Origin of the sequence: Asaia sp. W19 (assembly GCF_003994335.1) — a bacterium.
Taxonomy (GTDB): Bacteria; Pseudomonadota; Alphaproteobacteria; order Acetobacterales; family Acetobacteraceae; genus Asaia.
Map to the genome: position 1 here is coordinate 127,897 of NZ_PNQZ01000043.1, position 23,070 is coordinate 150,966.

Consider the following 23,070-nt stretch of genomic DNA (forward strand, 5'->3'; position numbering starts at 1 on the left):
GGCCAATCGTCCCGTAAGAGACGCAGAGCCAGCGGAGGGCTCGCCTTTAGTCCAGTTTCACTCTGCCAGTCAAGCGTCCTCTAAAGAAAGTGGCGGCTGAAGGCGTGGGCAGTAATAGCTGGAGCGTCCCGACTGTACCAGACGCCGTATTCCCGCACAGGCCGGATAGCCTGGACAGTCCGGACAGGGCTCCCCTTCACGCCCGTAGACACGATGCAATTCCTGAAACGCCCCAGGCTTGCCCTGCGCGTCCACGTAATCTCGCAGAGTCGAGCCCCCGGCACCGATCGCCTCGCGCAGGACATCGGGGGTCACCGCGGCCAGTCGCTCGATTTCCTCCTGATCGAGGGACAACGCAAGGCGTTCAGGATTGATATGAGCGCGATAGAGAATCTCGCACACATATATATTGCCGAGCCCCGCCACCACATGCTGATCGAGCAGCGCTGTCTTGATGGGCGCCCGTTTGCGGCCGAGCTTGTCCGAGAGGTAGCGCGCGTCGAAATCCTGTTCGAGGGGATCGGTTCCCAGGGCCCGCAGGAGTGGATGCTCACGCTCGCGACCTGATTCGAGCAGCAGAAAGCAACCGAAACGCCTCGGATCGACGAGGCCAATACGCGTCCCGTTATCGAGAGTCAGTGTGACATGTTCGTGCTTTTGGGGCTGATAGCGTGCCCGTCCGGCCGTAATCCGTATGCGCCCACTCATACCCAGATGGATGAGTATGGTAGGCCCGCGCATGAGGGCGATCAGGATATATTTCCCGATACGGCTCGCTGCGCGGATCTTCTTGCCATCGGCCCTTATGGAGAGATCGTCGGGTACCGGCCATCGCAACCCGCGCCGCGCCTCGGTGCTGATAATGCGGCGCCCCGCGAGCGCCGACTGTAACCCATTCAGGATCGTTTCAACTTCTGGTAGCTCTGGCATCTTGGGTGCTGACACTATATCCAGAGAGACATGACCGACAACGCATCATTTCCCCATCCCGAATCAGCCCATGGCGAGAGGGAGGAGACAACCGATTTCGGCTATCGCTCTGTTCCGAAAGCAGAGAAGAAGCCACTGGTGCGCGCCGTGTTCGACAGCGTGGCCGGCCGTTATGATGTCATGAATGATGTGATGTCGCTCGGCATTCATCGCGTCTGGAAGCGTATCTTCATCAATACGCTCGCACCGCGACGCGACCTCAAGCTTCTCGACCTGGCAGGCGGCACGGGTGATATCAGCTTTGGCTGGCTCAAGAACAACGGCGGTCCGGTGCTTCTGACCGACATCAATGCCGCCATGCTTGAAGTCGGACGCACACGCGCGGCCAGTAAAGGCTATCTGAGCGATATCGAATTCTCGGTGGTGGACGCAGAAACCATTCCCTTGCCGGACCGCAGCGTTGACCGCGTGTCGATCGCGTTCGGGCTGCGCAACTGCACGGACAAGGATGCTGTTTTGCGCGAGGCGCGCCGCGTGCTGCGTCCGGGTGGAAAATTCTGCTGCCTGGAATTTTCTCGCGTGCAAGTGGCAGCGCTCGCCCCTGTCTATGACGCCTGGTCTTTCGGGGTTCTGCCCAAAATGGGCCAGATCATCGCCAAGGATGCAGAAAGCTACCGCTATCTGGCCGAGAGCATTCGCACCTTCCCCGAGCAGGATGTCCTGGCGGAGATGATGCGCACCGCCGGACTCGAAAAGGTGGGCTATCAGAACCTGTCTGGTGGCATTGCCGCCATCCATTCGGGCTGGAAGCTCTGATCGCACCATGCGCGCGCGGGTCACCCTGATCATTGGCGGTGGTATCGCCGCCTATAAATCGCTGGAACTGATCCGGCTGCTGCGCAAGCGTGACATCGCGGTCGAATGTGTCCTGACTGACTCGGCCACGCATTTTGTCACTCCGCTTTCAGTTCAGGCGCTCTCGGGCAATGCGGTCCATACCGAGCTGCTTTCATTGGCCGAGGATAGTCAGATGGATCATATCGCACTGTCACGCAGTGCCGATCTGATCGTGGTCTGCCCCGCCACGGCCAATCTCATGGCCCGTCTCGCCAATGGGCTTGCCGACGACCTCGCGACAACCCTACTCCTGGCAACGGATACGCCCGTGTTGCTTGCCCCGGCCATGAATGTGCGGATGTGGCAGCATCCTGCCACGCAGGAGAATCTGCAGCGGTTGCACCTCCATGGCTGCCGGTTTGTCGGTCCTGACGAGGGGGAAATGGCCTGCGGTGAGTACGGACCAGGCAGGCTCTGCGCGCCCGAAACGATCCTGGCAGCGATCGAGACCGCTTTGTTTCCGGAAAGGCCACTTGCCAACAGGCATGTCCTCGTGACAGCAGGCCCGACCCATGAGCCGATCGATCCGGTACGGTTCATCGCCAATCATTCCTCGGGCAAGCAGGGCTACGCTATTGCGGCCGCATGTGCCCGCCTCGGGGCTCGTGTGACCCTGGTGAGTGGCCCCACTTCCCTGCCCTGTCCCGCCGGCGTGACCCGTTTACCGGTCCAGACCGCACAGGAGATGCTGGCGGCCTGCGGGGCCGCCCTGCCTGCCGATGTTGTCATATGTGCAGCTGCCGTCGGCGACTGGCGTGTGGCCGATACCGTGCAGCACAAGCGCAAGAAGCAGGAGGGCGCGGTGCCCAGCCTCGCTTTGGTCGAAAATCCCGATATCCTCGCTACGCTTGCGAGCCCCGGCCCCGCGCGCCCTGCCCTCGTCATCGGGTTTGCGGCGGAGACGGAAACACTCGAAGCCCATGCTCGCGCCAAACGTGCCCGCAAAGCCTGCGACTGGTTGCTGGCCAATGATGTCGGAGCTGATTCCGGTATCTTCGGCGGGGATCATAACCGCATCTTGTTCGTTACCGAAACCGGTGCCCAGCCCTGGCCCTCGATGCCCAAGGTCGATATCGCAGCAAAGCTGGCCGGTCTCATCGCCGATCATCTCTCTTCATCCCCGAGGTAGGACTTCATGTCACCGCTCCCCGTCGAACTCGTCCGGCTTCCTCACGCCCAGGGGCTCGACCTCCCTCACTATGCCAGCAGCGGGGCTGCAGGCATGGATCTGCTTGCAGCCATCGACATCGACATGATCGTCAAGGCCGGTGCGCGCGCGCTGGTCCCGACAGGTCTGAAAATCGGCCTACCGGCTGGTTATGAGCTGCAGATACGCCCACGATCGGGACTGGCACTCAAGCACGGCATTACACTGCCAAACACGCCAGGCACGATCGATGAGGATTACCGGGGAGAGATCGGGATCATCATTCTCAATACGAGTGATGAGGATTTCGTCATCACCAGAGGCATGCGGATCGCTCAGGCCGTGCTGGCCCCCGTCATTCGTTTGACATGGGTCGAGGTTTCCGAGTTGGATGAAACCGCGCGCGGCGCTGGTGGCTTCGGTAGCACGGGTATTGCCCGTACCCCCTGACACGAGCGATACGCCACGGGTGCGAGGAAGGAGAGCATGTCGCCATTACGGGCGCGACGCGGCACACGCGGGCCGGACAGAAAAACGGGGCTGACGGCATCGCTCGTCGGCACGCTGGTCGTGGTAGCCGCTCTTGCCATTTTCTCCCGCTTCCTGCCGGTTCATCTCGTCCCCTTTCATCACCACCCCCTCATGGCGCCCCATTTCAGGTCGCTCGCCGGGATTGGCGTCCTTATGGGAGATATTGGCCACAGCCTCCTGCGCATGCTTGGGGCGACCCTTCTCGGGGTGCTGATCGGCGCCATCATGGCGCTTACCGCCGCCAAGATTCCCTTCGTCGGGGGGGGGATGCGTACCGCCCTTGGCGGGTTGCACATGCTGCCCCTTCTTTGCCTCCTGCCTTTCCTGCATCTGCTAGGCTTTGAGGCTTCCGCCATCGGTGTCACGTCACTCTGTCTGGCCGCACCCGTCGCCAGCGCAGCGCTTTCTGCCTGGGCGAGCATCCCGAGGGCGCTCGACGAAGCAGCCCGCGCGTTGGGCCTTACAAGCTGGCAGCGCCTGTGGCGGCTCGAGGCCCCTTACGCCATTCCAGACAGCGTGACTGCCCTTGCCCGCGCCATGCCTCTCGCCTGGTGCCTGCTGATTGCGGCTGAGATGCTTCCGGTCGATGGCGCGCTCCCGTCCCGCCCGGGTCTTGGCACCCACGCAGCGCAGGCCGCCGCCATGGGCTCATTCTGGCAGACCGCAGTTGCAGCCCTGCTCATCGGTGTGCTCGCCTTTCTCTATGACACCTGCCTCGTCTTCCCCTGGCAGATCTGGGCCGACCGCTACCGGCTGAGGCCGCTCTTCGATCAGGCTGCGGATCCCTGGATGCTCAGATTCTGGCGGCGCACCCGCGCGCTGAAACGCGCTGGCGAGACACTGAGGCGCGGCCTCGCCTGGCTGGGGGATCTGAGGCTGGGCGGCACGGGCTTTCGCCCAGCCCCTCTGACACGCGCGCCCTCGCGATGGCTCACCCTCAGTTCGGTCCTTTTCCTGCTTCTGATCGTGGTGGCGTTCTTCTATCGTCACCATGCGCTCGACCTGCGCGACCTGCTGATCGTCGCGGAACAAAGCCTTGTTTCGGCGCTACGCATGACGCTGGCGCTGATCTTGGCAATGGCGCTCTGGGTGCCGGTGGGGGTCTGGCTGGGTCTTTCAGCGCGCCGTGCCGGACCCGCGAGGAGACTCGCCCGTTTCCTCACACTTTATCCCAAGAATGCGCTCTTTCCTGTTCTGTGCCTTGCGATGGTCGCTCTTGGCGTGACCAGGCTGATCTGGCCACTGGTCCTGTGCTTTTTCTTCATTCAGTGGCTTCTGCTGGCGCAAATCCTGCGCGGTATGAGAAGCTATCCGCCCGACCTGCTTCAGGCCTCACGAAACCTGCAGATCCGTGGCTGGCTCTGGTGGAGCCGCGTACTGCTCCCCGGTCTGGCACCTGCGCTCCTCGACGCTGTGAGTATGGCCTCCGCCACTGGATGGACCATGCTTATCCTCGCGGAGCGATCCTCCTGGGCACTGCAGAGCCAGGATGGCGGCGGTATCGGCGCCTATGTGGCGCGAGCGATCGAGATTGGCGACCTGCCTCGCGTCGTGCTGGGCGCAGCCGTTCTGACCCTTTGCATTGCCTTGGGCGAGTTCCTGGTATGGCATCCCCTGCGGATGCAGATCAGGCGCCGTATCCAGACCTCTCTCAAATGACCATGGAGTCCGTCATGCAGGAGATCCTGCTCTCGATCCGCCATTGCCTTCAGGTCTATCAAAAGGAGAGCAGTACAGATCTCCCTGTGCTGGAGGATGTTAGTTTCGACCTCCATGCGGGTGAGATCGTCGGGCTGGTCGGGCGCTCGGGCTCGGGAAAATCCACTCTGCTTCGGATCGCCTCGGGTCTCACGGCGCCGAGTGCCGGCGAGATCATCTGGAAAGGCAAGCCTCTCTCTGGTCCCACGCCTGATATCGCGATGGTGTTTCAGTCTTTCGCACTCTTCCCCTGGCTGACCGTTCAGCAAAACATCGTTCTGGGTCTTGAGGCAAAACGACTTCCCCGCCTCGAATGCGAGCAACGTTGCGACGAGATCATCGATCTGATCGGGCTCAATGGCTACGAGAATGCCCTTCCCAAAGAGCTCTCGGGAGCCATGCAGCAGCGCGTGGGGCTGGCCCGAGCCCTGGTCATGCAGCCCGATCTGCTGCTGATGGATGAGCCTTTTGCCTCGCTCGACATGCTCACTGCGGAAAACCTGCGGACCGATCTGATCGAACTCTGGTCAGAAAAGCGATTGCCGACACGCGCGATGTTGCTTGTCACACATAACGTGGAAGAAGCTGTTCTGATGTGCGATCGGATCCTGCTTTTTTCATCCAATCCGGGACGCGTTTCGCATGAACTCGCGGTTCCATTCCCCCACCCGCGTAACCGTGACGACGCCGAATTCAGGCATTTCGTGGATCACATCTATACGCTGATGACCCGTCGCGCGCCTCTTGTGTCCGAGGCCAGTCTGGAAACCGGCATTGCCGCACCGCCCCCCAATCCCATGGCGCTCGTGCTACCACCGATCCCGATCAACGTGCTGGTCGGGCTACTGGAAACACTGGCCGCAGCGCCGCTCAACGGACGGGCCGACTTGCCACATCTGGCCGAGCGTCTCCAGATGGCGCTGGACGATCTGTTTCCGCTCGGAGAGTCGCTCCAACTTCTCGAACTGGCAGAACTGGAAGACGGGGATATCCTCATGACCGAAGCGGGTGCACGATTCGTGCAGGCCGACCAGGACGAACGACGCGAGATCATGCGGGCCGCCCTGCTGCATCACATCCCGCTCATCCGTTCCATACGGGCCGTGCTGGACGAACGCTCTGGTCACCGCACGGGTGCCGATCGCTTCCGTGAGGAGCTGGAGGCCACAATGTCTCCAAGCTATGCCGAACAGACGCTCATGACCGCGACGAACTGGGCACGTTACACCGAACTCTTCGATTTTGATGAGGAAGCCGATCAGTTCATGCTTGATCGCGAGAACGGCAGTTACTGACAACGCGAGAGCCCTGGCCGAGGTATCCGCTTCGCTCTTGCTGCCGCTATCCAGGGGGCGTGGGCACAACATGCCTCGGCAAATCTGCAAGCGCCTCTGAGCGACAGGGTGGGCAATCCCCGGGACCTTTCCGGAGGTACCATGCGCGAAGCACCTCCTCGATCCGTTCCTACCGGCGGGCGATCTGACGCGGCATGCGGACAGACGCGCAAGATCCTTGTGACCCCGGGAAAAAATCAGCAGAGAACGTTACGTCCTGTCTCCCCCGGGTAAACACCGCCACGCCCTTGCGCTGCGCTTCGCCCGGAACACACCGTTCACGCGATCTCCTCTTTCTCATCCGAGGTGCCTCAATCGCGCACAGCGATGACGATCGCGCTGGCCACCAGACCGTTCCGATACTGGTATACAAAAAAGTTTTTGCAGAACAAACTTAAGTAAATATCGAGATATTTGCGTCAATAATTAGTTTACAGCTAAAATTTTCTTTGTATGATCGCCATTAACAAACATAACGCGGAGAAAATTCGTGGCTGATTCCTACACCATCATCAATAATTCTCCGAATATCTCTGGAACGTGGAGTGCCGTACTCAGCGGGACTCAAACCTTCTATGTCAGTAGTGGAGCAATGATCTCCGGACCCGTTAACATTGTTGGCGGTTCCCTGGCTGTGCTTTCCGGCGCAGTGGTGTCAGGTCTCGTTGCGGCGGATAATGGCAGCGACATCACGATTACAGTCAGCAGCGGCGGCACCATCGCGCATTCGACGGTGTTCGACGGGTTCTTGACCGTGTCGACCGGCGGCATATCGCAGCACAACCTCTACTATTCGGAGGTAACGAATATCTACGGCTCTTCGATGAATGACACCTTCGAGGAGCCTGGCAACGTCAAGGGTACGCTCAATGGCACGCCGTTCACGGTGGGCAATAATGTCGGATCGGTTTACGTCGCCAATGGTGGATCGCTGCTTGGCTCCACCACGTCCAATACCACGGTCAATACCGCCAATGGCTGCTATATTGGCCCTGGCGAGAGCGTAGCCCCTTTCACCATCGTCAACGACGCGCCCACCCTTTCCGGAGGTCTCTGGTCTGCCACGCGTGACCAGACAGGGAACACGGTCTATGTCAGTGGCACGACTATCGTGTCCGGCCCCGTCAATCTGACCAGTGGCGCAACGCTTACGATCACCTCCGGCGCTGTCGTTTCCGGCCTCACCGCTGCCGATAATGCGACAGGTATCCATATCAACGTACTCAGTGGCGGTATCATCGAGCATTCATCTGTCTATGACGGCTATCTCGTCGTCTCGGCGGGGGGCTACTCGCACGATAATTTCTACTATTCCGAATATGCCGATTTCTATGGCAGTTCGACCAACGACTTCTTCCAGGAGCCCGGCAGCGTCAACGGCACCCTGAATGGTGCGCCCATCAAGATCGGCAACGGAGCGGCGACACTCAACGTCAAATCCGGTGGGTCCGTATCGGGTGATACGGTCGCCGGAATCAATCCGGTGGTCGATGCGGGTGGCTATCTCGAAAAGCCCAAGAGCCTCTATGCCTTCAGCAACAGCGCCAGCACGATATCTGGCGGAATGTGGACGGCTTCCGCAGGCGCAAATGGCGTCACGCGCTATATGAGCGGCACGACGGTCGTGAGTGGCCCCGTAAACCTGACAGGCGGTGCAACGCTGACGGTCACGTCGGGAGCGATCGTCTCCGGTCTTACTGCTGCCGATAACGCGACGGGCATTCATATCAATGTGCTCAGTGGCGGCGTGATCGAGAATTCGAACGTTTATGACGGCTATCTGGTCGTATCCGCCGGAGGTATTTCCCAGGACAACCGATATTTCTCGGAATATGCTGATATCTGGGGGAGCTCTATCAATGACAGCTTTTCCGAGCCGGGAGATGTGGCCGGAACCCTGAACGGCAGCGCCATAAAGGTCGGAAACGGCGCACAACAGGTCATCGTCTATGATGGGGGGGTGATCACCAACCCGACCTATGATGGGCGTGGCAGTTTCATGATCAACCAGGGGGGTGTCATCGATGTGTGCTTCCTAACTGGTACGCTCATTGAAACGCCAGAAGGCCGCGTGGCCGTCGAGAACCTCCGCATCGGCCAGGACGTCATCGTGCAGATCGATGGTGTGAACGAAGTTCGTCCCTTGTCCTGGGCCGGGACGGCCCATTGTATCGTCCGCACCGACCTGCCCGACGACGAGGCAGGCTATCCTGTCCGTATCAAGAAAGACGCACTCGGCGCCCATCATCCTTTCGAGGACCTGCTGGTGACAGCGGAACACTGTCTCTTCCTGGACGGCAGATTCATTCCGGCGCGTATGCTGGTGAATGGGCGCTCAATCCACTACGACAGGTCGATCACCGCCTATACCTATCATCATATCGAGACCGAAACACATTCCGTCATCATTGCCAACGGTGCACTGACCGAGAGCTATCTCGACACAGGAAACCGGAGGCGTCTGCAGTCTCATGACGGCATTACGATGCTGGCCTCCCGCCATCTTACCTGGGGAGAGGATTCTGCGGCACCACTCAGCGTCGAGAGGGAAATCGTCGAGCCTATCCATGAGCGCTTGAGGGCTCTATGCGACACGCATGGCCTGCCCCTGGCGTCGTTCACCCCGCATACGACATCGGACAGCAATCTGCATCTGATCGCAGATAATGGTTCGATTATCCGCCCCCTGCGCAATCAGAACAAGCAGGTCATCTTCATGCTGCCCGCCGGCACCAGAGCCATCCGGATCTGCTCCTTCGCAAGCCGTCCCTGCGACGTGATCGGTCCTTTCGTGGATGACAGGCGCAGACTGGGCGTGCTGGTGGGCGACATCGCCATCTTCGAGAGCAAGAGCGGCAAGCCTGTTCTGACCCATCTGACAGAGGAGCGTCTCGAGGGCTGGCACGCGCGCCCAGATGGGGAGATTGCGCGCTGGACGAACGGAAATGGCTGGCTACCTCTGGGTGAGCGTCCAGCAAACAGCATGGCCCTGATCGCGATCGAGATACGCGCCGCAGGACCCTATCTCATTGACGAGATCGAAGCGCCCCCGATGCGGCGCCAGGCCTGAGGCCCTGCGCCCGCCCTTAGGTCTCTCTTCACGGCCGTGAGGAAATGCCAAAACCCTTTCGAGCAATCCGAAACGGTTTCTGGCATCGCGTCTGACCGTAAAGAGAGGGGCCGATGCTTTCCTCTCGGGGCGGGAGACCTGGCCGTTCCGCAGTACAATCCCTCATGGCGCGCTATCGCGTTAGTATAGCGCGCCTCGCCTGACGGGTTTTCACACCTCTATTCCCGAGGCCAGATGGCGCCTCCTCCTGGCCTCGCCGCTTGTTCAGGCCTTGAGACGATCGCGATAAAGCTTGCGCGCCTTCGCCACTTTCGGGGCCACCACGGCGCTGCAGTAAGCGGTCTCGGGATTGCGGGCGAAATAGTCGTGATGCTTTTCCTCCGCCTCCCAGAATACGGCCGATCCGGTAATTTCGGTGACAATCGGATCCGACCAGATACCGGACTCGGCGATCTCCTTCGTTACCGCGCGGGCAGTCGCCTCCTGCGCGGCGTCGAGCGCAAAGATCACCGATCGGTACTGCGTGCCCACGTCATTTCCCTGACGGTTGAGCTGCGTCGGATCATGGGTGGTGTAGAACACGCGAAGAATATCGCCGTAATCGATCTCACGCGGATCGAATACAACCTCCACGACCTCGGCATGACCTGTCGCGCCGCTACAGACCTGCTCATAGCTCGGGTTTTCGCGTCGACCGCCCGCATAGCCGGGCTGCGCGGATTTGACGCCGCGCAACCCGGTGAAGATCGCCTCGGTGCACCAGAAACACCCGCCCCCGATCAGGGCCTTTTCCAGACTTGCCTCGCTCACGCTCGCCTCACTGATTCACGACAGGTAGATAGATGCTGCTGGCCTGCGCCCCACCATGCGCGATGGAATGAGTGGCACTCTTGTAGTCGGCTGCCTTGGCATCGAAGATGTTCGAGACATAGGTCTGGGGGTTGCGATCGTAAAGGGGGAACCAGCTCGACTGGATCTGCACCATGATGCGATGCCCGGGCAGGAAGACGTGATTCACTGCAGGCAGGGTGAACTTGTATTCCTCGACCTTGTTCGCGGGGATCGCCTCGGGATGCGCGAAATCATGACGATAGCGCCCGCGGAAGATATCCATGGACACCGCCAGTTCATACCCGCCCATTTCGGGTCGGTCGGCGGTGACGCCCGGGTAGACATCGATCACCTTGACAACCCAATCCGCATCGGTGCCGGTCGTGGCTGCAAACAGATCGGCCGTCGGCACCCCTGACACGCGCACCGGGTGGTCGAGAACGGGCGTCTGATAGGTCAGCACATCGGGGCGGGATTCCGCGAAACGCTGGTCGCTCACCAGCCAGGGCTTCCACCGCGCGCCATCCGCAAAGCTGTAGGGCCGTGTCATGAACGGCACCGGGTGGGCCGGGTCGGACACGAAACTGTCCGTGCCGGGCTTCGCGCGTTCGAAGCTCAGCCCGTTGCCTTCGCGCAGATAGAGGCGCTCGCCTGTGCCAATGCAGTTCTCGCCACAATTACCAAGCCAGCCGCGCAGATGATCCCAGCGGTTATCACCCGTATTATAGATGATCGCGTCGTCGAAATTGACCTTGGCGCTGCCCGGCTTGAGATACTGATCGAAAAACGGGCGCATGACATGGCTGCGATACCACAGCGCCGTATCGCCATTGAAATGGAGCGGGCCGAGTGTCGAGCCGTCATAATTCACACCGCTATGACGCCACGGCCCCATGACGAGAATATTCGGCACCTTGGGGTGATCCTTGCGCAGCGCCATCCAGCTATGGATCGCCCCCCACATGTCTTCCTGGTCCCAGAGCCCCTGCTCCCAGATGGTCGGTACGGTCAGCGGATGTTTTGCGAGGAGCTTGTCGAGCGCCTGATCCTGCCAAAAGGCGTCATAGGCCGGATGCGCCTTCATGCGCTGCCACCAGGGAAACTGATCGAGCCCCGCCTTTTTCGCAAAATCCCCTGCCGATCCAGCTTCGAGGAAGTTGGTGTAGTCATCGGCGTTCTGGCGGGGGATGCCATCGCCCTCGCCTTTCTTGGTCATCTGCATGGTGAAGTAGTCGAAGCTACCCTGACGGAAGGCGCCGTAATGGAACCAGTCATCGCCCATCCAGCCATCGACCATCGGGCTTTCGGGGGCAGCCACCTTGAGCGCCGGATGCGGGTTGAGGAGCGCCATGACAACGGTCCAGCCCTCATAGGACGACCCGGTCATACCCACACGCCCATTGCTCTGCTTCACGTTCTTGATCAGCCAGTCGATCGTGTCCCAGGCGTCGGTCGTGTCATCGGTCTTGCTGGGGTTCAACGGGCCGACAGGCGGGCGTGTCATGACATAATCGCCCTCCGACCCGTACTTTCCGCGCACATCCTGAAAGACACGGATATAGCCGCCCTCAACAAAAACCCCGTCACCCTGAGGCAGGACATTGCGCATCTCGGCAGCGCCCGACACGCGGTCGGCGCGCTCGGAAGCGTGATAAGGCGTGCGTGTCAGCAGGATCGGCGCTTCGTGGTCTTTCGCCGCCCTAGGGATAACGATGACGGTATGGAGCTTCACCCCATCGCGCATCGGGATCATGACATCCTGCTTGACATAGTCGCGTGCCGTCTCAGGCATCTGGACGTGAGCCGGAATATCGGAGCCACGCTGCACCATATCGGGCGTGACGGGAAGACCGTTTCCTCCCTGGGCGAGGGCCTGCGAGGTCCCCAGCAGACAGGAGGTCACAAGAAGCAGGGATCGGGTCAAATGGCCTACGCGCACGCGGTTTTTCCTCTGGTTCAATGACAAGCGGCGCGATGATTGAACAGACTTCCCCTTGCGGCAAGCGATTGGCCACGTTATTTCGCACAGGGTAATAAAAATGCGTTCCCAGCCGTGTTGCCATTGCATTTCATGCGCAACACGCCCTCCCTCCCCAGCAGCTTTGGATCCGTGTCATGCCTGCCTATCGTTCCCGTACCACCACCCACGGCCGCAACATGGCCGGTGCCCGCGCCCTGTGGCGCGCGACGGGCATGACGGACAAGGATTTCGGCAAGCCCATCATCGCAGTAGCGAACTCCTTCACCCAGTTCGTCCCCGGTCATGTGCATCTCAAGGATATGGGGTCGCTGGTTGGCGGGGCGATTGCGGAAGCTGGCGGTATTGCGCGCGAGTTCAATACCATCGCAGTGGATGACGGCATCGCCATGGGCCATGGCGGCATGCTTTACAGCCTGCCGTCGCGAGAGCTGATCGCTGATTCCATCGAATACATGGTCAACGCGCATTGCGCCGATGCGCTGGTGTGCATCAGTAATTGCGACAAGATCACGCCGGGCATGCTCATGGCCTCGCTGCGTCTGAACATCCCGGTGGTGTTCGTCTCGGGCGGTCCCATGGAGGCCGGCAAGCTGGATGGTCCCGGGATCAATCGTAAGCTCGACCTCGTTGATTCCATGGTTGCGGCCGCCAATCCGAAGGTGTCGGATGCAGAATCGGAAGCCATCGAGCGCTCTGCCTGCCCGACCTGCGGATCCTGCTCGGGCATGTTCACCGCCAATTCCATGAACTGCCTGACCGAGGCGCTTGGTCTCTCCCTGCCCGGCAATGGCAGCCTTCTGGCTACCCATGCCGACCGGCGCGAGCTGTTCCTGGAAGCCGGGCGTCTCGTGGTGTCGCTGGCCCGTCGCTGGTACGAGCAGGACGATGCCACGGCCCTGCCGCGCAGCATTGCGACCAAGGCAGCCTTCGAGAACGCCATGACGCTCGATATCGCCATGGGTGGTTCGACCAACACGGTTCTGCATCTTCTCGCGGCCGCACGTGAGGCCGGGGTCGATTTCCAAATGGCCGATATCGACCGCCTGTCTCGCAAGGTGCCCAATCTATGCAAGGTCGCCCCTGCAAAGAACGACGTGCATATGGAAGACGTGCATCGCGCAGGCGGCATTCCGGCCATTCTGGCCGAGCTCGCACGCTGCGAACTCATCGACACAAGCGCCCACACCGTCCACGCGCCGAGCCTCAAGGACGCCCTGACGAAATGGGATATCCTGGAGGGCGACGAGGAAGCCTGCACGCGCTTTCTGGCCGCACCGGGCGGCGTGCGCACCACCCAGGCTTTCTCACAATCGAGCCGCTATCACGCGCTTGATACAGATCGCAAACACGGCGTACTGCGTGACCGCGCTCACGCCTTCTCGCAGGATGGCGGCCTGGCTGTCCTCTACGGCAACCTCGCCGAGGCTGGTGCCATCGTGAAAACGGCAGGTGTGGTGGATAGCCTCCTGACCTTCACGGGACGAGCGCGTGTGTTCGAAAGTCAGGAAGACGCCGTATCGGGCATTCTGGCGAACAAGATCGTGGATGGCGATGTGGTGGTCATTCGTTATGAGGGCCCCAAGGGCGGACCGGGCATGCAGGAAATGCTCTACCCGACCAGCTATCTAAAATCGAAAGGCCTTGCCGAGACCTGCGCCCTGATCACGGATGGCCGCTTCTCGGGAGGCAGCTCGGGCCTCTCGATCGGTCACATCTCACCCGAAGCCGCTGAGGGTGGATTGATCGGCCTGATCGAAGAGGGCGATCAGATCGAGATCGATATCCCGAACCGCGTTCTGCGTGCCGTCATCGCGGATGACGTGCTCGAAGCGCGCCGCGTTGCGATGGAAGCCAGGGGCGATACCGCCTGGACGCCTGACCGTATCCGAGAAGTTTCTCCGGCCCTGCGTGCCTATGGTCTGCTGACCACGAGCGCCGCCAACGGCGCCGTGCGCGATCTGAGCCAGATCACGCGCCGGGGCTGAGGCGCTCATCGCGGCCCTGGGCGCAGTTCAGGGCCGCGCAAGGGCAGAGCCGACAAGGACGGGTTTCCTCGCGCTGTACCTGCAAAATATCTACCGGGGCGCCAGAACCGCCTGAACGCCTGATCAGGGTGCGACAGGACAATGGGCTGTGACTTCTGAGTCATGCAGCCTGTGCCTTTGGCTCTCAAGCGCCTCTAGGGTTTCGGCCACTTCCTTATCCGACTCCCAGCCCGCCTCGGGGGTCCAGAGGCCGCCCTGCATGATCCCCAGACCGGGCATCGGGTCCAGCCGAACCGCCAGACCAGCATAGCCCGGCGCGTTGGCGGGCAGACGCGGCTCATGCCGTCTCTTGTTGATACGATGAATCAGCCGCGCCTCGGCTGACAGCATATGGGCGCAATCGACCGGATCGGTGTGAATTGCAATGCTCGCTGACGGCGTTGGCTGGGTCGGCACCGCCCGCGCGGCTGGAACAACGACCGACAGGATCAGAACCCCCATCATGGGAAACGCGCCCTTCCCGAAACATACGCGCTTCGCCGGGCATAGGGTGCGGCGGCCCTTGCGAGCATAAGAGCGAAAGATCATGTGAGCCCCCCTCAATATTGAAGCTGCATGCCGAGCAGGAAGGCGTTGGATTGCGCCGCCCCGGCTGGCGTGTACCGGGCATAATCGAGCGTGAAACGCAGATTATGTCCGTCGAGCACATAATTCGCGCCTGCATCCAGCTGACGCGTCTTGGGGTTGCCTGGTCCGTACAGGTCATGAGCGTATCGGAATTGCTGATAGCGCAGGAGGGGCTGTATCCGCCCCCACCCGACACGCCACGGGATCAGATAGGCGGTGTTGACCAGAAACGCCGTCCCGCTGTTGATACCGCCGATATTGCCATAATCCGGGTTGCGATTGCCAAAGCCGGGGGCGACATCTTTCACACCATCGGCATGGTACTGATAATAGGCGGCCTCAAGCGTATAAACGCCCCAGCGTGCTTTCCTGCCAATGCGCTTTTCAAAAAGCCCATCGATATTCCAGGCCTTGTAATCGCCCTTGAGGGACGCTGTGCCGACGCCATTGACCTGATACTGCCCCGCCAGGCCAATGGCCAGGATATCGGCCTTACCGTAATAGGTACTTGCCGTGTAATAGGCAGGCGACGGTTCCGGATCGAGAAAATTATACTCGAGACGCCCAGCAAAAAGCGGATTATGACCTGTTCCAGAACCCCCATCGACCCAGTTATGCCCCTTGTAGATGCCCGCCATGTACCGGAACCTGTCATGGGCGAGCTTGCCCCAGAGGGTTGCGCCGTCATTACGGCCTGACCACATGCCGGGATATTGCGCCACGATTGGGAATGCATAGGTGCTCAGAAAATAGGGTCCGTCGAGATTGGATCGGTCGCTGCCGGGTAACATGCGCCCAAGCCAGAGATTGAGCCCCTTCAACGGCTCGATCTGCAGGATACCGTCGAGCACGTTCCAGTTGCCGTCGCGGATGCGCTCCAGATTGAGCGTGGCCTTGACGGTCTTGATGATCTGGCCGCCCATGTAGATACGCAGATCGCTGGCAGCGGCCGCACTGCCATCATCCGGGGTCGATGGATCAGCAGTCATATACTGCCCCCTAACGCCCACCCCCATCGTGAATGACTGTTCCGGCCCAAGATTGACCGTGACCGATGCTTCGGCCTCCGGCATCGCGCACAGGCCAGCGCCCATCATGGCGACCATCATGACGCCGCTCCGCCGCGCGATCGGACCTTTGCGGGTACGAGCCCGTCCCTTTTGCATGTCTCCCATCCTCCTGATCGCCCCGCGGCGTTAACGGAAACTGAGGAAACATTACGGTTTGAGATCATTCCGAATAAATGCGTAGAATTACTTATGCCAGGAGCGATTGCCGACTCCGTCTATGCTGACAGTGAGCAAGGTGAGCCGTCCGGAGAGACGGTCGTCTCGTCTATGGCCTGTCCGAATGGGCGCGCTGCCTCGGCTGAAAGCACCGTTCACTTGCGAAGGAGAAGCACCCCCATGCCTCGCCCCAAGCCGTCGCTTCTTCTGCTGATACTCTCCCTATGCGGTTTGCTCCCATGCGGTTTCCCCTCTGCCCAGGCTGAGACGCAGACTCTGTCAGGAGATCGTGCCCGTTTCGCGGCGTCATTGGCGGAAACCTGTGTCGAGAGCGCCACGACCCTGCCGCTCCTTGGCGGGCCGGACGATGCACCGGTGATTCCGGTGCGTATCGAGGGGAAAGACGCTGCCATGGTGGTGAGCCCGCTTTTCGGCCATCTCTTTGTCCGTAATGCGGGGGCGATCTGGTTCGCCCAGGGGCCAACGCACAGGATGATCGCCCAGGATCATGCCGTTACGCTGACAGAGATCACGAAAGTTGACACGCTCGAGATCGGACCGATCGTCCTTCACGACCTGCTTGCCGAGCGCCTGGAGGACGCGCCGATCAGATTGGTGAAGGGCCGCCCCTTGGTGGGTGTTATCGGGCGCCCCTTGCTTCAGCATTTCAGGCTCATGCTCATGCTAGACGTACCGCACGAGAAACTCGGGCTGCTTGTCTGGCGCGATGCGCCACTATGCGCAGCAGGGCCTGAGGGCCTCTTCACCCACAAACCGGTGGTGATCGATCTGGACGCGGACGCTCGCATCACGGCACTCATCGATGATCACCCCGTCCGCATCAGGCTGGACCCGGACCTTGTGCGCAGCGCCCTGCCCAGGGACATGGTGCTCGCCACACTGGCTACGGCAGCGGATCTGGGAAGGGATCAGCCCGTGGTCACGCAGTTTGGGACGATGGAGCGCGGGGTGCGCCATAGCTTCAAAAGCCTGCGCCTGGGCTCGCGCGAACTCGGTGCGACAGAATTCCTCGTGCTGGAAAATCTCGACGAGGGGGCTCTGGGCGCGAGCTTTTTCCGTCATGAGGTCACGCTGATCGATTTCGATCATGGAAAGTTCCTGTTTGCACCCGCGACACCGCAAGTGAACCAGCCTGATCTGGGACTGCATTTCGACGCTTCCCATGAAGGCATTGCCACAGTGCATGACACCCCCCGACAGGCAACAGGTGAGCGGTCCGGGACGGATTGAGCCGCCCCTGAGGAAGGCGCTGCTTCGGCACGATTGCCCAGGCGGAGACCCTATTTTCTCACAGATCTTTAGTGAAGCTGTCATGCACAAAGGTGATATTTCGTGTCATGGAGATACTTCCTCGTTACCCGCCGCGGGCAAAAGCGCCCCAGCCCATCGGAATACCTTCCATGCACCGCTTCCCTGCCCCACCTGCCACACGCAGGCGTACCCTCCTGCTAGGTTTGGGGGCTTCGCTTCTGACTGGCGCTGCCCCGGCCTCCCCAGAGGATAAAGAGCCGAGCTGCGATGGCCCCCCCATGCCCGAGGGCGGCGGGGACCGCCAGGGCAAGTTCGATGCACAAGGCAAGCCTCGGCTCTGGCCAGGGAATACGACGATATGCCCCTTCGCCGAGACGCACCCCCTATCCGTCGCCATGCTCGAGATGAATGCGCTGATACACCGCGACTGGTCGGACCATATCGTCCCGACCCCACCATCGAGCTATCACATGACCATCCTCGGTGGGGTCGATCCGGAGCAGAAAGCCAAGAACAACTGGCCGTCAGGTATTTCCCCTTCCGTGACGCTTGCGCAAACGACACCGATCCTGCGCGAGCGCATCGCGGCCACCACTTTCGATTTTCCGGAAAAGATCGAGATGGAAATCGACGCGGATCGCTTTCATGCGCCGCTCGTCGGGGTCCCCCTGCGCCCGGCCAATGCCGCCATGGCCACAGCTCTCTATGATTTGCGCCGTCAACTCGCTGAGGCCATCGGGTTTCATCCCGACAACCTGATGACATTCATGTTCCATGCGACCTATGGCTATAAAATTCGCCATATCCCACGCTCGCAAAAGGACGTGCTGCGGCGGCGGGTGCATGGCTGGCGCCGCGAATACGCTGAGAAGCTGGGAGTCATCACCATCCCGCCGCCGGTTTTCTGCAGTTTCGAGACGATGTTTGCCTTCCTGCCGATCCTCCCCCTGCAGCGCAAAATCTGATTGCGCCCAACCCGCCATGCGACATGCCGTCTGACGGTGAGCGCGCCCCTGATTGACTTCGGGCAATGCCCTGAGCAAGTATTACGCACCGGCTCTGTCGAAGCCGCCGTGTCCGCGGAAAGGGCTGCGCCCGCGCCAGAGCAGTACAGATACGCTTTTCGTACTCCCTCCCTTTCTGGCCTGACAGGCGGACACAGGCTCAGGAAAGGGCCGGAATATGTCCGATCATTCGAGCCGTTACGCCGCATTTCGCCTGAACCTCACTCAACAGCGCAAAAGGGCGAAGGAACTTCTCAAAGCCTTGCAGGCACAGGACCCTGAAGCTGCCAGGCGCCTGACGCGGTTTCACCCGAGGCCGACAACCCTTTCCAGCGTCCGGCTGGCCGATGCACAATGCGTCATAGCCCGAAAGCTGGGTCTCGCCAGTTGGCCCCGCCTTTTGCGCCATATCGAGGCATCTATCGCAACCAAGGCCCGTATCGACCGAGGAAGACCTGCCCCGGATAAGCGACTGGCCACTCTTCATCTGCGGTGCGGAACAGACATTGAACCGACCCTCAGAGAGGCGGGTTTCGAAGGGGATTTTCAGAGTTACACCGATCCGTTATGCGGCGGCCCCATAGTCCGGACCCCGGACTGGCTGGAGTTGAGGGCCGATTACATTGCTGGCTCTGTCGGGCGCTATGTCGGTCTCGACCGTACGGCGATTTCGACCCGACTTCATCTCGAAGAGAACGCCATAGCCTAGGCGGCGCGCTATGACCGTGTGGTATCGTGGTTCGAGCATGATCTTTACGATCAGGTTATCCTTGCGTGCATCCTTGCGGTTCTTGACCACCATCGACCGCGTCATCTCGATCTGGTTTCTGCCGGTGCTTATCCCGATGCGGCGCGTTTCATCGGCCTTGGGCAGCTTCCGCCCGAGGCGCTGATCCTTCTATGGGAGAAGCGTAAGCCCGTCTCGCCCGCCGCGCTGAACAGAGGTTTCGCGGCATGGGCCGCGATCTCTGCTCCCGATCCCGGCGCGCAGTCGCGCCTTGCCCACGAGGGAACAGATCCTCTTCCCGAATTGGGGCGTGCGCTCGCGAGGTTTGCCCGCGAATATCCCTGGGCGCATGACGGGCTCGCCCTGTCACAGCGGCTTGTTCTGCAACTCCTGGCCGATCGACCACGCACGGCCGGGGCCGTTTTCCGAGCGCTCACGCAACAGGCTGAACCCCTGCCGTGGCTTGCCGATCTGATGTTTCGCGATCTGCTCGAAACGCTCAGCTCTTCTACAGAGGCCGCGATCGTCAATGAGCCGGGTCATGACAACAACAACTGGGCAGAGGATGAAGTCTCCCTCACCGATTCTGGCAGAGACGTTCTCGCCGGGAAACGGCAATGGCACTCTCTTGGCCCGGCAGAGCGCTGGCTCGGAGGCGTCAGGATCGGACACGGCGCTCCTGACTGGGTCTGGAACGAGGCAGAAGAGACAATCGAGCGCCGCGAAAACGATTCCCCGACCCGGCGTTAAAGTAGTACGGACACGCCGGAATCAAAATCCCGGCGCAACCCACAACGTTAGTAGGTGAAGGAAATACTGCCTAGGAAAGTGCGTCCGACAGAAGGCGTGGCGCGGTCGCTGAACAGATTGGAATAGTTCAGACGATTGGCCAGATTGTAGCCATTGAGCGCCAGACGCCAGCGATGCCCGACCATATGGGACATCATGGCATCCCATTCCGTCGTATGAGGCACGCGCGCTGTGTTGGCTGCGTCAAGCCAGACCGAGTCACGCCAGGTCAGACCGCCGCCGAAGGTCAGGTTCCAGGGCTTGTCGGGCGCGATCGTATAGGTGCTCCAGATCGTCGCCATGTTCTTGGGCGCATACTGGATGCGCTTGCCGATATCGGCCGGTGTCAGCGAGCCCGTCGTCGTGGCATCGTAATAGGCATAAGTACCGATCAGGCTCCAGTTGCGGGTGATCTGGCCCGAAAGGCTGAGTTCCACGCCCTGATTGCGCTGGCTGTCGCTCGACGACGACACACTTCCGGTAGAGGGATCGGTTATCAGGGCATTGCCCTTCTCCAGCCTGAACAGCGAGGCCGTCGCGCCCAGTCGGCCATGCAGGAATTGCTGCTTGACCCCGATTTCATACAGACTCGCCTTTTCCGGCTTGAATCCCTGGGTCGAGCTTTTGAGCGGCTCGGCACTATTGGTCACGTAAAGTCCAAGCGGCGTGGTCGAGCGCGCCCAGTTGAAATAGACCATCGTGTTGTCGCTGGGCGTATACATCAGACTGACGGTCGGGTTGATGGTGTTCTGCTGCTGGGACAGGCGCGTATCGGAAGCGGTCGCCCCCTCGGTTGCGGAATAATGACTGTTCCAGTGATCCCAGCGAAACCCGCCGCGGATGGAGAACCATGGCGCGAGCCATATCTGCTCTGAGAAGAACGCGCCCACGTCGGTGGCATCCCCGGTCTTGTAGAGTTTGCGCCCTGCCCCGCCGGAAAGATTGACCAGATCGTACTGATATTGCCCGAAACCACCGAGCAGCAGACCCGGCTGAACATGCGAGGGATCGATCAGGCTCGTCGTATCGGTGCGCGTGCCGTTCTGCCCATTGAAATTATACGCGTAGTTCTTTCGACGGTCATAGATATGCTCGACATCCCAGCCAGCGATGATCTGATGACGGATAAAGCCCGTGCGGAAATTGGCACGTGCCGAAAACACATTCTGCACGGACCAGTCATTCTGCTGATAGGGTTCGGGCCCGCCCAGATGTCCACGCCTGTTGACCTGTGCGGCCGAAGGATTCGTGAAAAACAGCTTCTGGCAGGTCGCATCGCAACCCGGCTGCGATGCCGAAAAATAGCGATCGTACAACCCGCCGCGCAGATCATCGGAAATCGTCAGATGCTGGCTGATTTCGGAATTGAGGCGCGCAGTCAGCATGTTCACATTGGAAACATCCTGATCATAATTCGTGCCATACCAGTTATGACGGTTCAGTCCATATTCCGTCGCGGGACGACCAATCGTGCCGCCCGGCTTCGTGACGATCGGGACGCCATAATCGGGGATACGATTATCCGACTGATGAAAATACTCGAGGGTGAAGCTTGTGCGGCGTCCAAGCCCGAAGCCGATAGAGGGGGCGAGGCCCCATCGGTGCGAGTAGATGTTGTCGCGTCCGACGACGTTATCCTCGTTGCCCATGCCGGTTATGCGTATGGCCGAGGCCTCACCGATCTGCTTGTTGACGTCGAGTGTACCGCGATAATACTCGCCGGACCCACCCGAGAACTGCGCGTTATAGCTGTCCCCGAGATGGGCGACCTTGGTTACGATATTGATGGCACCACCCGTCGTGCCATTACCAAACACCTCGGAGGACGGGCCCTTGATGACCGAGATATGGTCGTAATCGAAGCTGTCCCGTGTATAGACGCCGAAATCGCGCAGACCATTTTCATAGATATCGTTCTGAGCCGCAAAGCCACGTATCAGAAACTGGTCGCCCGCCATGCCGCCTTCGCCCTCGCCGACAGAGGCCGTGATGCCCGGGACATTGCGTAGAGCCTCATCGAGCGACTTCACGTTCTGCTGCTGCATCAAGATCTGGGGAACCGCATTGACGGTTTGCGGCGTGTGCATGATGTCCTCAGGCATACGCCCCAGCCCGATCGGCTCATGAAGAATATTCATGCCGGTGCCACGTACCAGCAGATGCTCCTCCCCTCCCTTGCCAGACACGGCATCAGCGGTATCGGGCTGTTTTGCCTTGATGTCGGGTCGAGCCGTGCCCTTCACATTGTCACGATGCGGGACATCGTCATCCTGTTGCACGGGCTGCGCATGCGCCGTGGTACAGGCAAGCGTCATCCCGGCAAGCAGGGACACGGGATAGGCGGGGCGGACCCATTTCTTGGACAAAAGCGGTCTCCACATTCAGACAGGGAAATCATTCTGCAATTGAGAATGGTTCCTATCTTCCGCTTTTGATCGTTGCAATCCGCTCGCAATCGCAGTCAACGCGTTTATGTCTTTGTGTTGCCAATGTGCGACACCAGATTTCTCGTGCCTTCGACGACCATCCTCATTCGTCATTCAGGATGCTTCTACTACCCAGATAAGCCGCAGCATCGCCTTGAGCGTCGGCGCGGTGCGCCGATACCAAGCCTAGAGGCAGGAACGACGATGAGGTGCGGATTTCCTTGTCCTGTGGGTCGAGAAGAGACTTCTGCGACCCCACCACTCTGTGGGGATTACGAAGTCTCGGCGCTGGCTCGGCCTTTTGTTGCGCCCTCCGGCGGCAACTCTTTTCCCCTTGCGAAAGGCAAGTTCGGAGTGTCCGAAGCACGCCTGGTCGACTGTCTCGGGCTCAAATCACGTTTCAAGGCGCCGCAATACGATGCATCAGGGACGTAGGCGCTGTGCACGCGGGCTTATGGATGGAGTGCGGAGATGAGACGGCACCAAATGGAACGGCGTCCATTCAACGACCCACGCGGAGCCGCAGGTTTTGGGATGGAGCGAAGCGTCGACACCGTGTCATCAGATTTCTGCCCCTGCATGGCGACAGCCCTGA

17 protein-coding genes are annotated in these 23,070 nt (G+C 60.4%); 11 read left to right on the forward strand and 6 right to left on the reverse strand.

The genetic code is table 11. The annotated features are described in order from the left end of the window. Nucleotides 1-69: 69 nt before the first annotated feature. A complete protein-coding gene (gene mutM, locus C0V97_RS08835) occupies nt 70-930 on the reverse strand; it encodes a bifunctional DNA-formamidopyrimidine glycosylase/DNA-(apurinic or apyrimidinic site) lyase (protein ID WP_127102249.1) in 861 nt (286 codons plus the stop codon). Nucleotides 931-960: 30 nt separating this feature from the next. Here mutM and C0V97_RS08840 point away from each other — a divergent pair, with 30 nt between their 5' ends. From C0V97_RS08840 to C0V97_RS08865, 6 genes are all read left to right on the forward strand, one after another. Beyond that, nucleotides 961-1,746: a class I SAM-dependent methyltransferase gene (locus C0V97_RS08840; protein ID WP_127102250.1), complete on the forward strand. Its 786-nt coding sequence runs from the start codon at nt 961-963 to the stop codon at nt 1,744-1,746. A 7-nt stretch (nt 1,747-1,753) separates the two neighbouring features. Beyond that, a complete protein-coding gene (gene coaBC, locus C0V97_RS08845) occupies nt 1,754-2,956 on the forward strand; it encodes a bifunctional phosphopantothenoylcysteine decarboxylase/phosphopantothenate--cysteine ligase CoaBC (RefSeq protein ID WP_127102251.1) in 1,203 nt (400 codons plus the stop codon). Between the two features lie 6 nt (nt 2,957-2,962). Continuing rightward, entirely contained in the window at nt 2,963-3,424 is a 462-nt protein-coding gene (gene dut, locus C0V97_RS08850) for a dUTP diphosphatase (protein ID WP_127102252.1), read from the forward strand. Nucleotides 3,425-3,460: 36 nt separating this feature from the next. Beyond that, nucleotides 3,461-5,164, forward strand: a complete 1,704-nt coding sequence (locus tag C0V97_RS08855) for an ABC transporter permease subunit (RefSeq protein WP_127102253.1) — start codon at nt 3,461-3,463, stop codon at nt 5,162-5,164. Next, nucleotides 5,161-6,498 (forward strand): nitrate/sulfonate/bicarbonate ABC transporter ATP-binding protein, encoded by a 1,338-nt coding sequence (locus tag C0V97_RS08860; RefSeq protein WP_233582064.1) that lies wholly within the window; start codon nt 5,161-5,163, stop codon nt 6,496-6,498. The genes C0V97_RS08855 and C0V97_RS08860 overlap by 4 nt, the downstream gene beginning before the upstream one ends. 529 nt (nt 6,499-7,027) lie before the next feature. After that, on the forward strand, nt 7,028-9,607 hold the full coding sequence (locus tag C0V97_RS08865; RefSeq protein WP_127102254.1) for a Hint domain-containing protein: 2,580 nt from the start codon (nt 7,028-7,030) through the stop codon (nt 9,605-9,607). Between the two features lie 264 nt (nt 9,608-9,871). On the opposite strand, the gene msrA is transcribed toward C0V97_RS08865, so the two are convergent. Then, on the reverse strand, nt 9,872-10,417 hold the full coding sequence (msrA, locus tag C0V97_RS08870; RefSeq protein ID WP_127102255.1) for a peptide-methionine (S)-S-oxide reductase MsrA: 546 nt from the start codon (nt 10,415-10,417) through the stop codon (nt 9,872-9,874). A gap of 7 nt (nt 10,418-10,424) precedes the next feature. Continuing rightward, nucleotides 10,425-12,326 carry a CocE/NonD family hydrolase gene (locus C0V97_RS08875; protein ID WP_233582070.1) on the reverse strand — a complete coding sequence of 634 codons (1,902 nt, stop codon included), beginning with the start codon at nt 12,324-12,326 and terminating at the stop codon, nt 10,425-10,427. Nucleotides 12,327-12,553: 227 nt separating this feature from the next. Here C0V97_RS08875 and ilvD point away from each other — a divergent pair, with 227 nt between their 5' ends. Then, the gene (gene ilvD, locus C0V97_RS08880) at nt 12,554-14,404 is read left to right on the forward strand and encodes a dihydroxy-acid dehydratase (RefSeq protein ID WP_127102256.1); all 1,851 of its coding nucleotides are present in this window, start codon (nt 12,554-12,556) and stop codon (nt 14,402-14,404) included. Nucleotides 14,405-14,527: 123 nt separating this feature from the next. Here the strand turns inward: ilvD and C0V97_RS08885 are convergent, their stop codons facing one another. Beyond that, the gene (locus tag C0V97_RS08885; RefSeq protein WP_127102257.1) at nt 14,528-14,908 is read right to left on the reverse strand and encodes a hypothetical protein; all 381 of its coding nucleotides are present in this window, start codon (nt 14,906-14,908) and stop codon (nt 14,528-14,530) included. A gap of 95 nt (nt 14,909-15,003) precedes the next feature. Next, nucleotides 15,004-16,137 (reverse strand): porin, encoded by a 1,134-nt coding sequence (locus C0V97_RS08890; RefSeq protein ID WP_370265287.1) that lies wholly within the window; start codon nt 16,135-16,137, stop codon nt 15,004-15,006. A 300-nt stretch (nt 16,138-16,437) separates the two neighbouring features. Between C0V97_RS08890 and C0V97_RS08895 the strand changes: the two genes are divergently transcribed. The 4 genes from C0V97_RS08895 (at nt 16,438) to C0V97_RS08910 (ending at nt 20,010) form a co-directional block, all read left to right on the forward strand. Next, the gene (locus tag C0V97_RS08895; protein ID WP_127102258.1) at nt 16,438-17,508 is read left to right on the forward strand and encodes a hypothetical protein; all 1,071 of its coding nucleotides are present in this window, start codon (nt 16,438-16,440) and stop codon (nt 17,506-17,508) included. A gap of 170 nt (nt 17,509-17,678) precedes the next feature. Continuing rightward, nucleotides 17,679-18,494, forward strand: a complete 816-nt coding sequence (locus tag C0V97_RS08900) for a DUF1868 domain-containing protein (RefSeq protein WP_158625388.1) — start codon at nt 17,679-17,681, stop codon at nt 18,492-18,494. A 217-nt stretch (nt 18,495-18,711) separates the two neighbouring features. Next, on the forward strand, nt 18,712-19,242 hold the full coding sequence (locus C0V97_RS08905; protein ID WP_127102260.1) for a hypothetical protein: 531 nt from the start codon (nt 18,712-18,714) through the stop codon (nt 19,240-19,242). A gap of 18 nt (nt 19,243-19,260) precedes the next feature. Continuing rightward, a complete protein-coding gene (locus tag C0V97_RS08910) occupies nt 19,261-20,010 on the forward strand; it encodes a hypothetical protein (protein WP_127102261.1) in 750 nt (249 codons plus the stop codon). A gap of 47 nt (nt 20,011-20,057) precedes the next feature. On the opposite strand, the gene C0V97_RS08915 is transcribed toward C0V97_RS08910, so the two are convergent. Then, nucleotides 20,058-22,364, reverse strand: a complete 2,307-nt coding sequence (locus tag C0V97_RS08915; protein ID WP_233582071.1) for a TonB-dependent siderophore receptor — start codon at nt 22,362-22,364, stop codon at nt 20,058-20,060. Between the last annotated feature and the right edge of the window lie 706 nt (nt 22,365-23,070).

Coding starts and splice junctions, on each gene's coding strand:
- mutM (WP_127102249.1), bottom strand. CDS start 930: ATGCCAGAGCTACCAGAAGTTGAAACGATCCTGAATGGGTTACAGTCG.
- C0V97_RS08840 (WP_127102250.1), top strand. CDS start 961: ATGACCGACAACGCATCATTTCCCCATCCCGAATCAGCCCATGGCGAG.
- coaBC (WP_127102251.1), top strand. CDS start 1,754: ATGCGCGCGCGGGTCACCCTGATCATTGGCGGTGGTATCGCCGCCTAT.
- dut (WP_127102252.1), top strand. CDS start 2,963: ATGTCACCGCTCCCCGTCGAACTCGTCCGGCTTCCTCACGCCCAGGGG.
- C0V97_RS08855 (WP_127102253.1), top strand. CDS start 3,461: ATGTCGCCATTACGGGCGCGACGCGGCACACGCGGGCCGGACAGAAAA.
- C0V97_RS08860 (WP_233582064.1), top strand. CDS start 5,161: ATGACCATGGAGTCCGTCATGCAGGAGATCCTGCTCTCGATCCGCCAT.
- ilvD (WP_127102256.1), top strand. CDS start 12,554: ATGCCTGCCTATCGTTCCCGTACCACCACCCACGGCCGCAACATGGCC.
- C0V97_RS08885 (WP_127102257.1), bottom strand. CDS start 14,908: ATGATGGGGGTTCTGATCCTGTCGGTCGTTGTTCCAGCCGCGCGGGCG.
- C0V97_RS08890 (WP_370265287.1), bottom strand. CDS start 16,137: ATGGTCGCCATGATGGGCGCTGGCCTGTGCGCGATGCCGGAGGCCGAA.
- C0V97_RS08895 (WP_127102258.1), top strand. CDS start 16,438: ATGCCTCGCCCCAAGCCGTCGCTTCTTCTGCTGATACTCTCCCTATGC.
- C0V97_RS08900 (WP_158625388.1), top strand. CDS start 17,679: ATGCACCGCTTCCCTGCCCCACCTGCCACACGCAGGCGTACCCTCCTG.
- C0V97_RS08905 (WP_127102260.1), top strand. CDS start 18,712: ATGTCCGATCATTCGAGCCGTTACGCCGCATTTCGCCTGAACCTCACT.
- C0V97_RS08915 (WP_233582071.1), bottom strand. CDS start 22,364: ATGACGCTTGCCTGTACCACGGCGCATGCGCAGCCCGTGCAACAGGAT.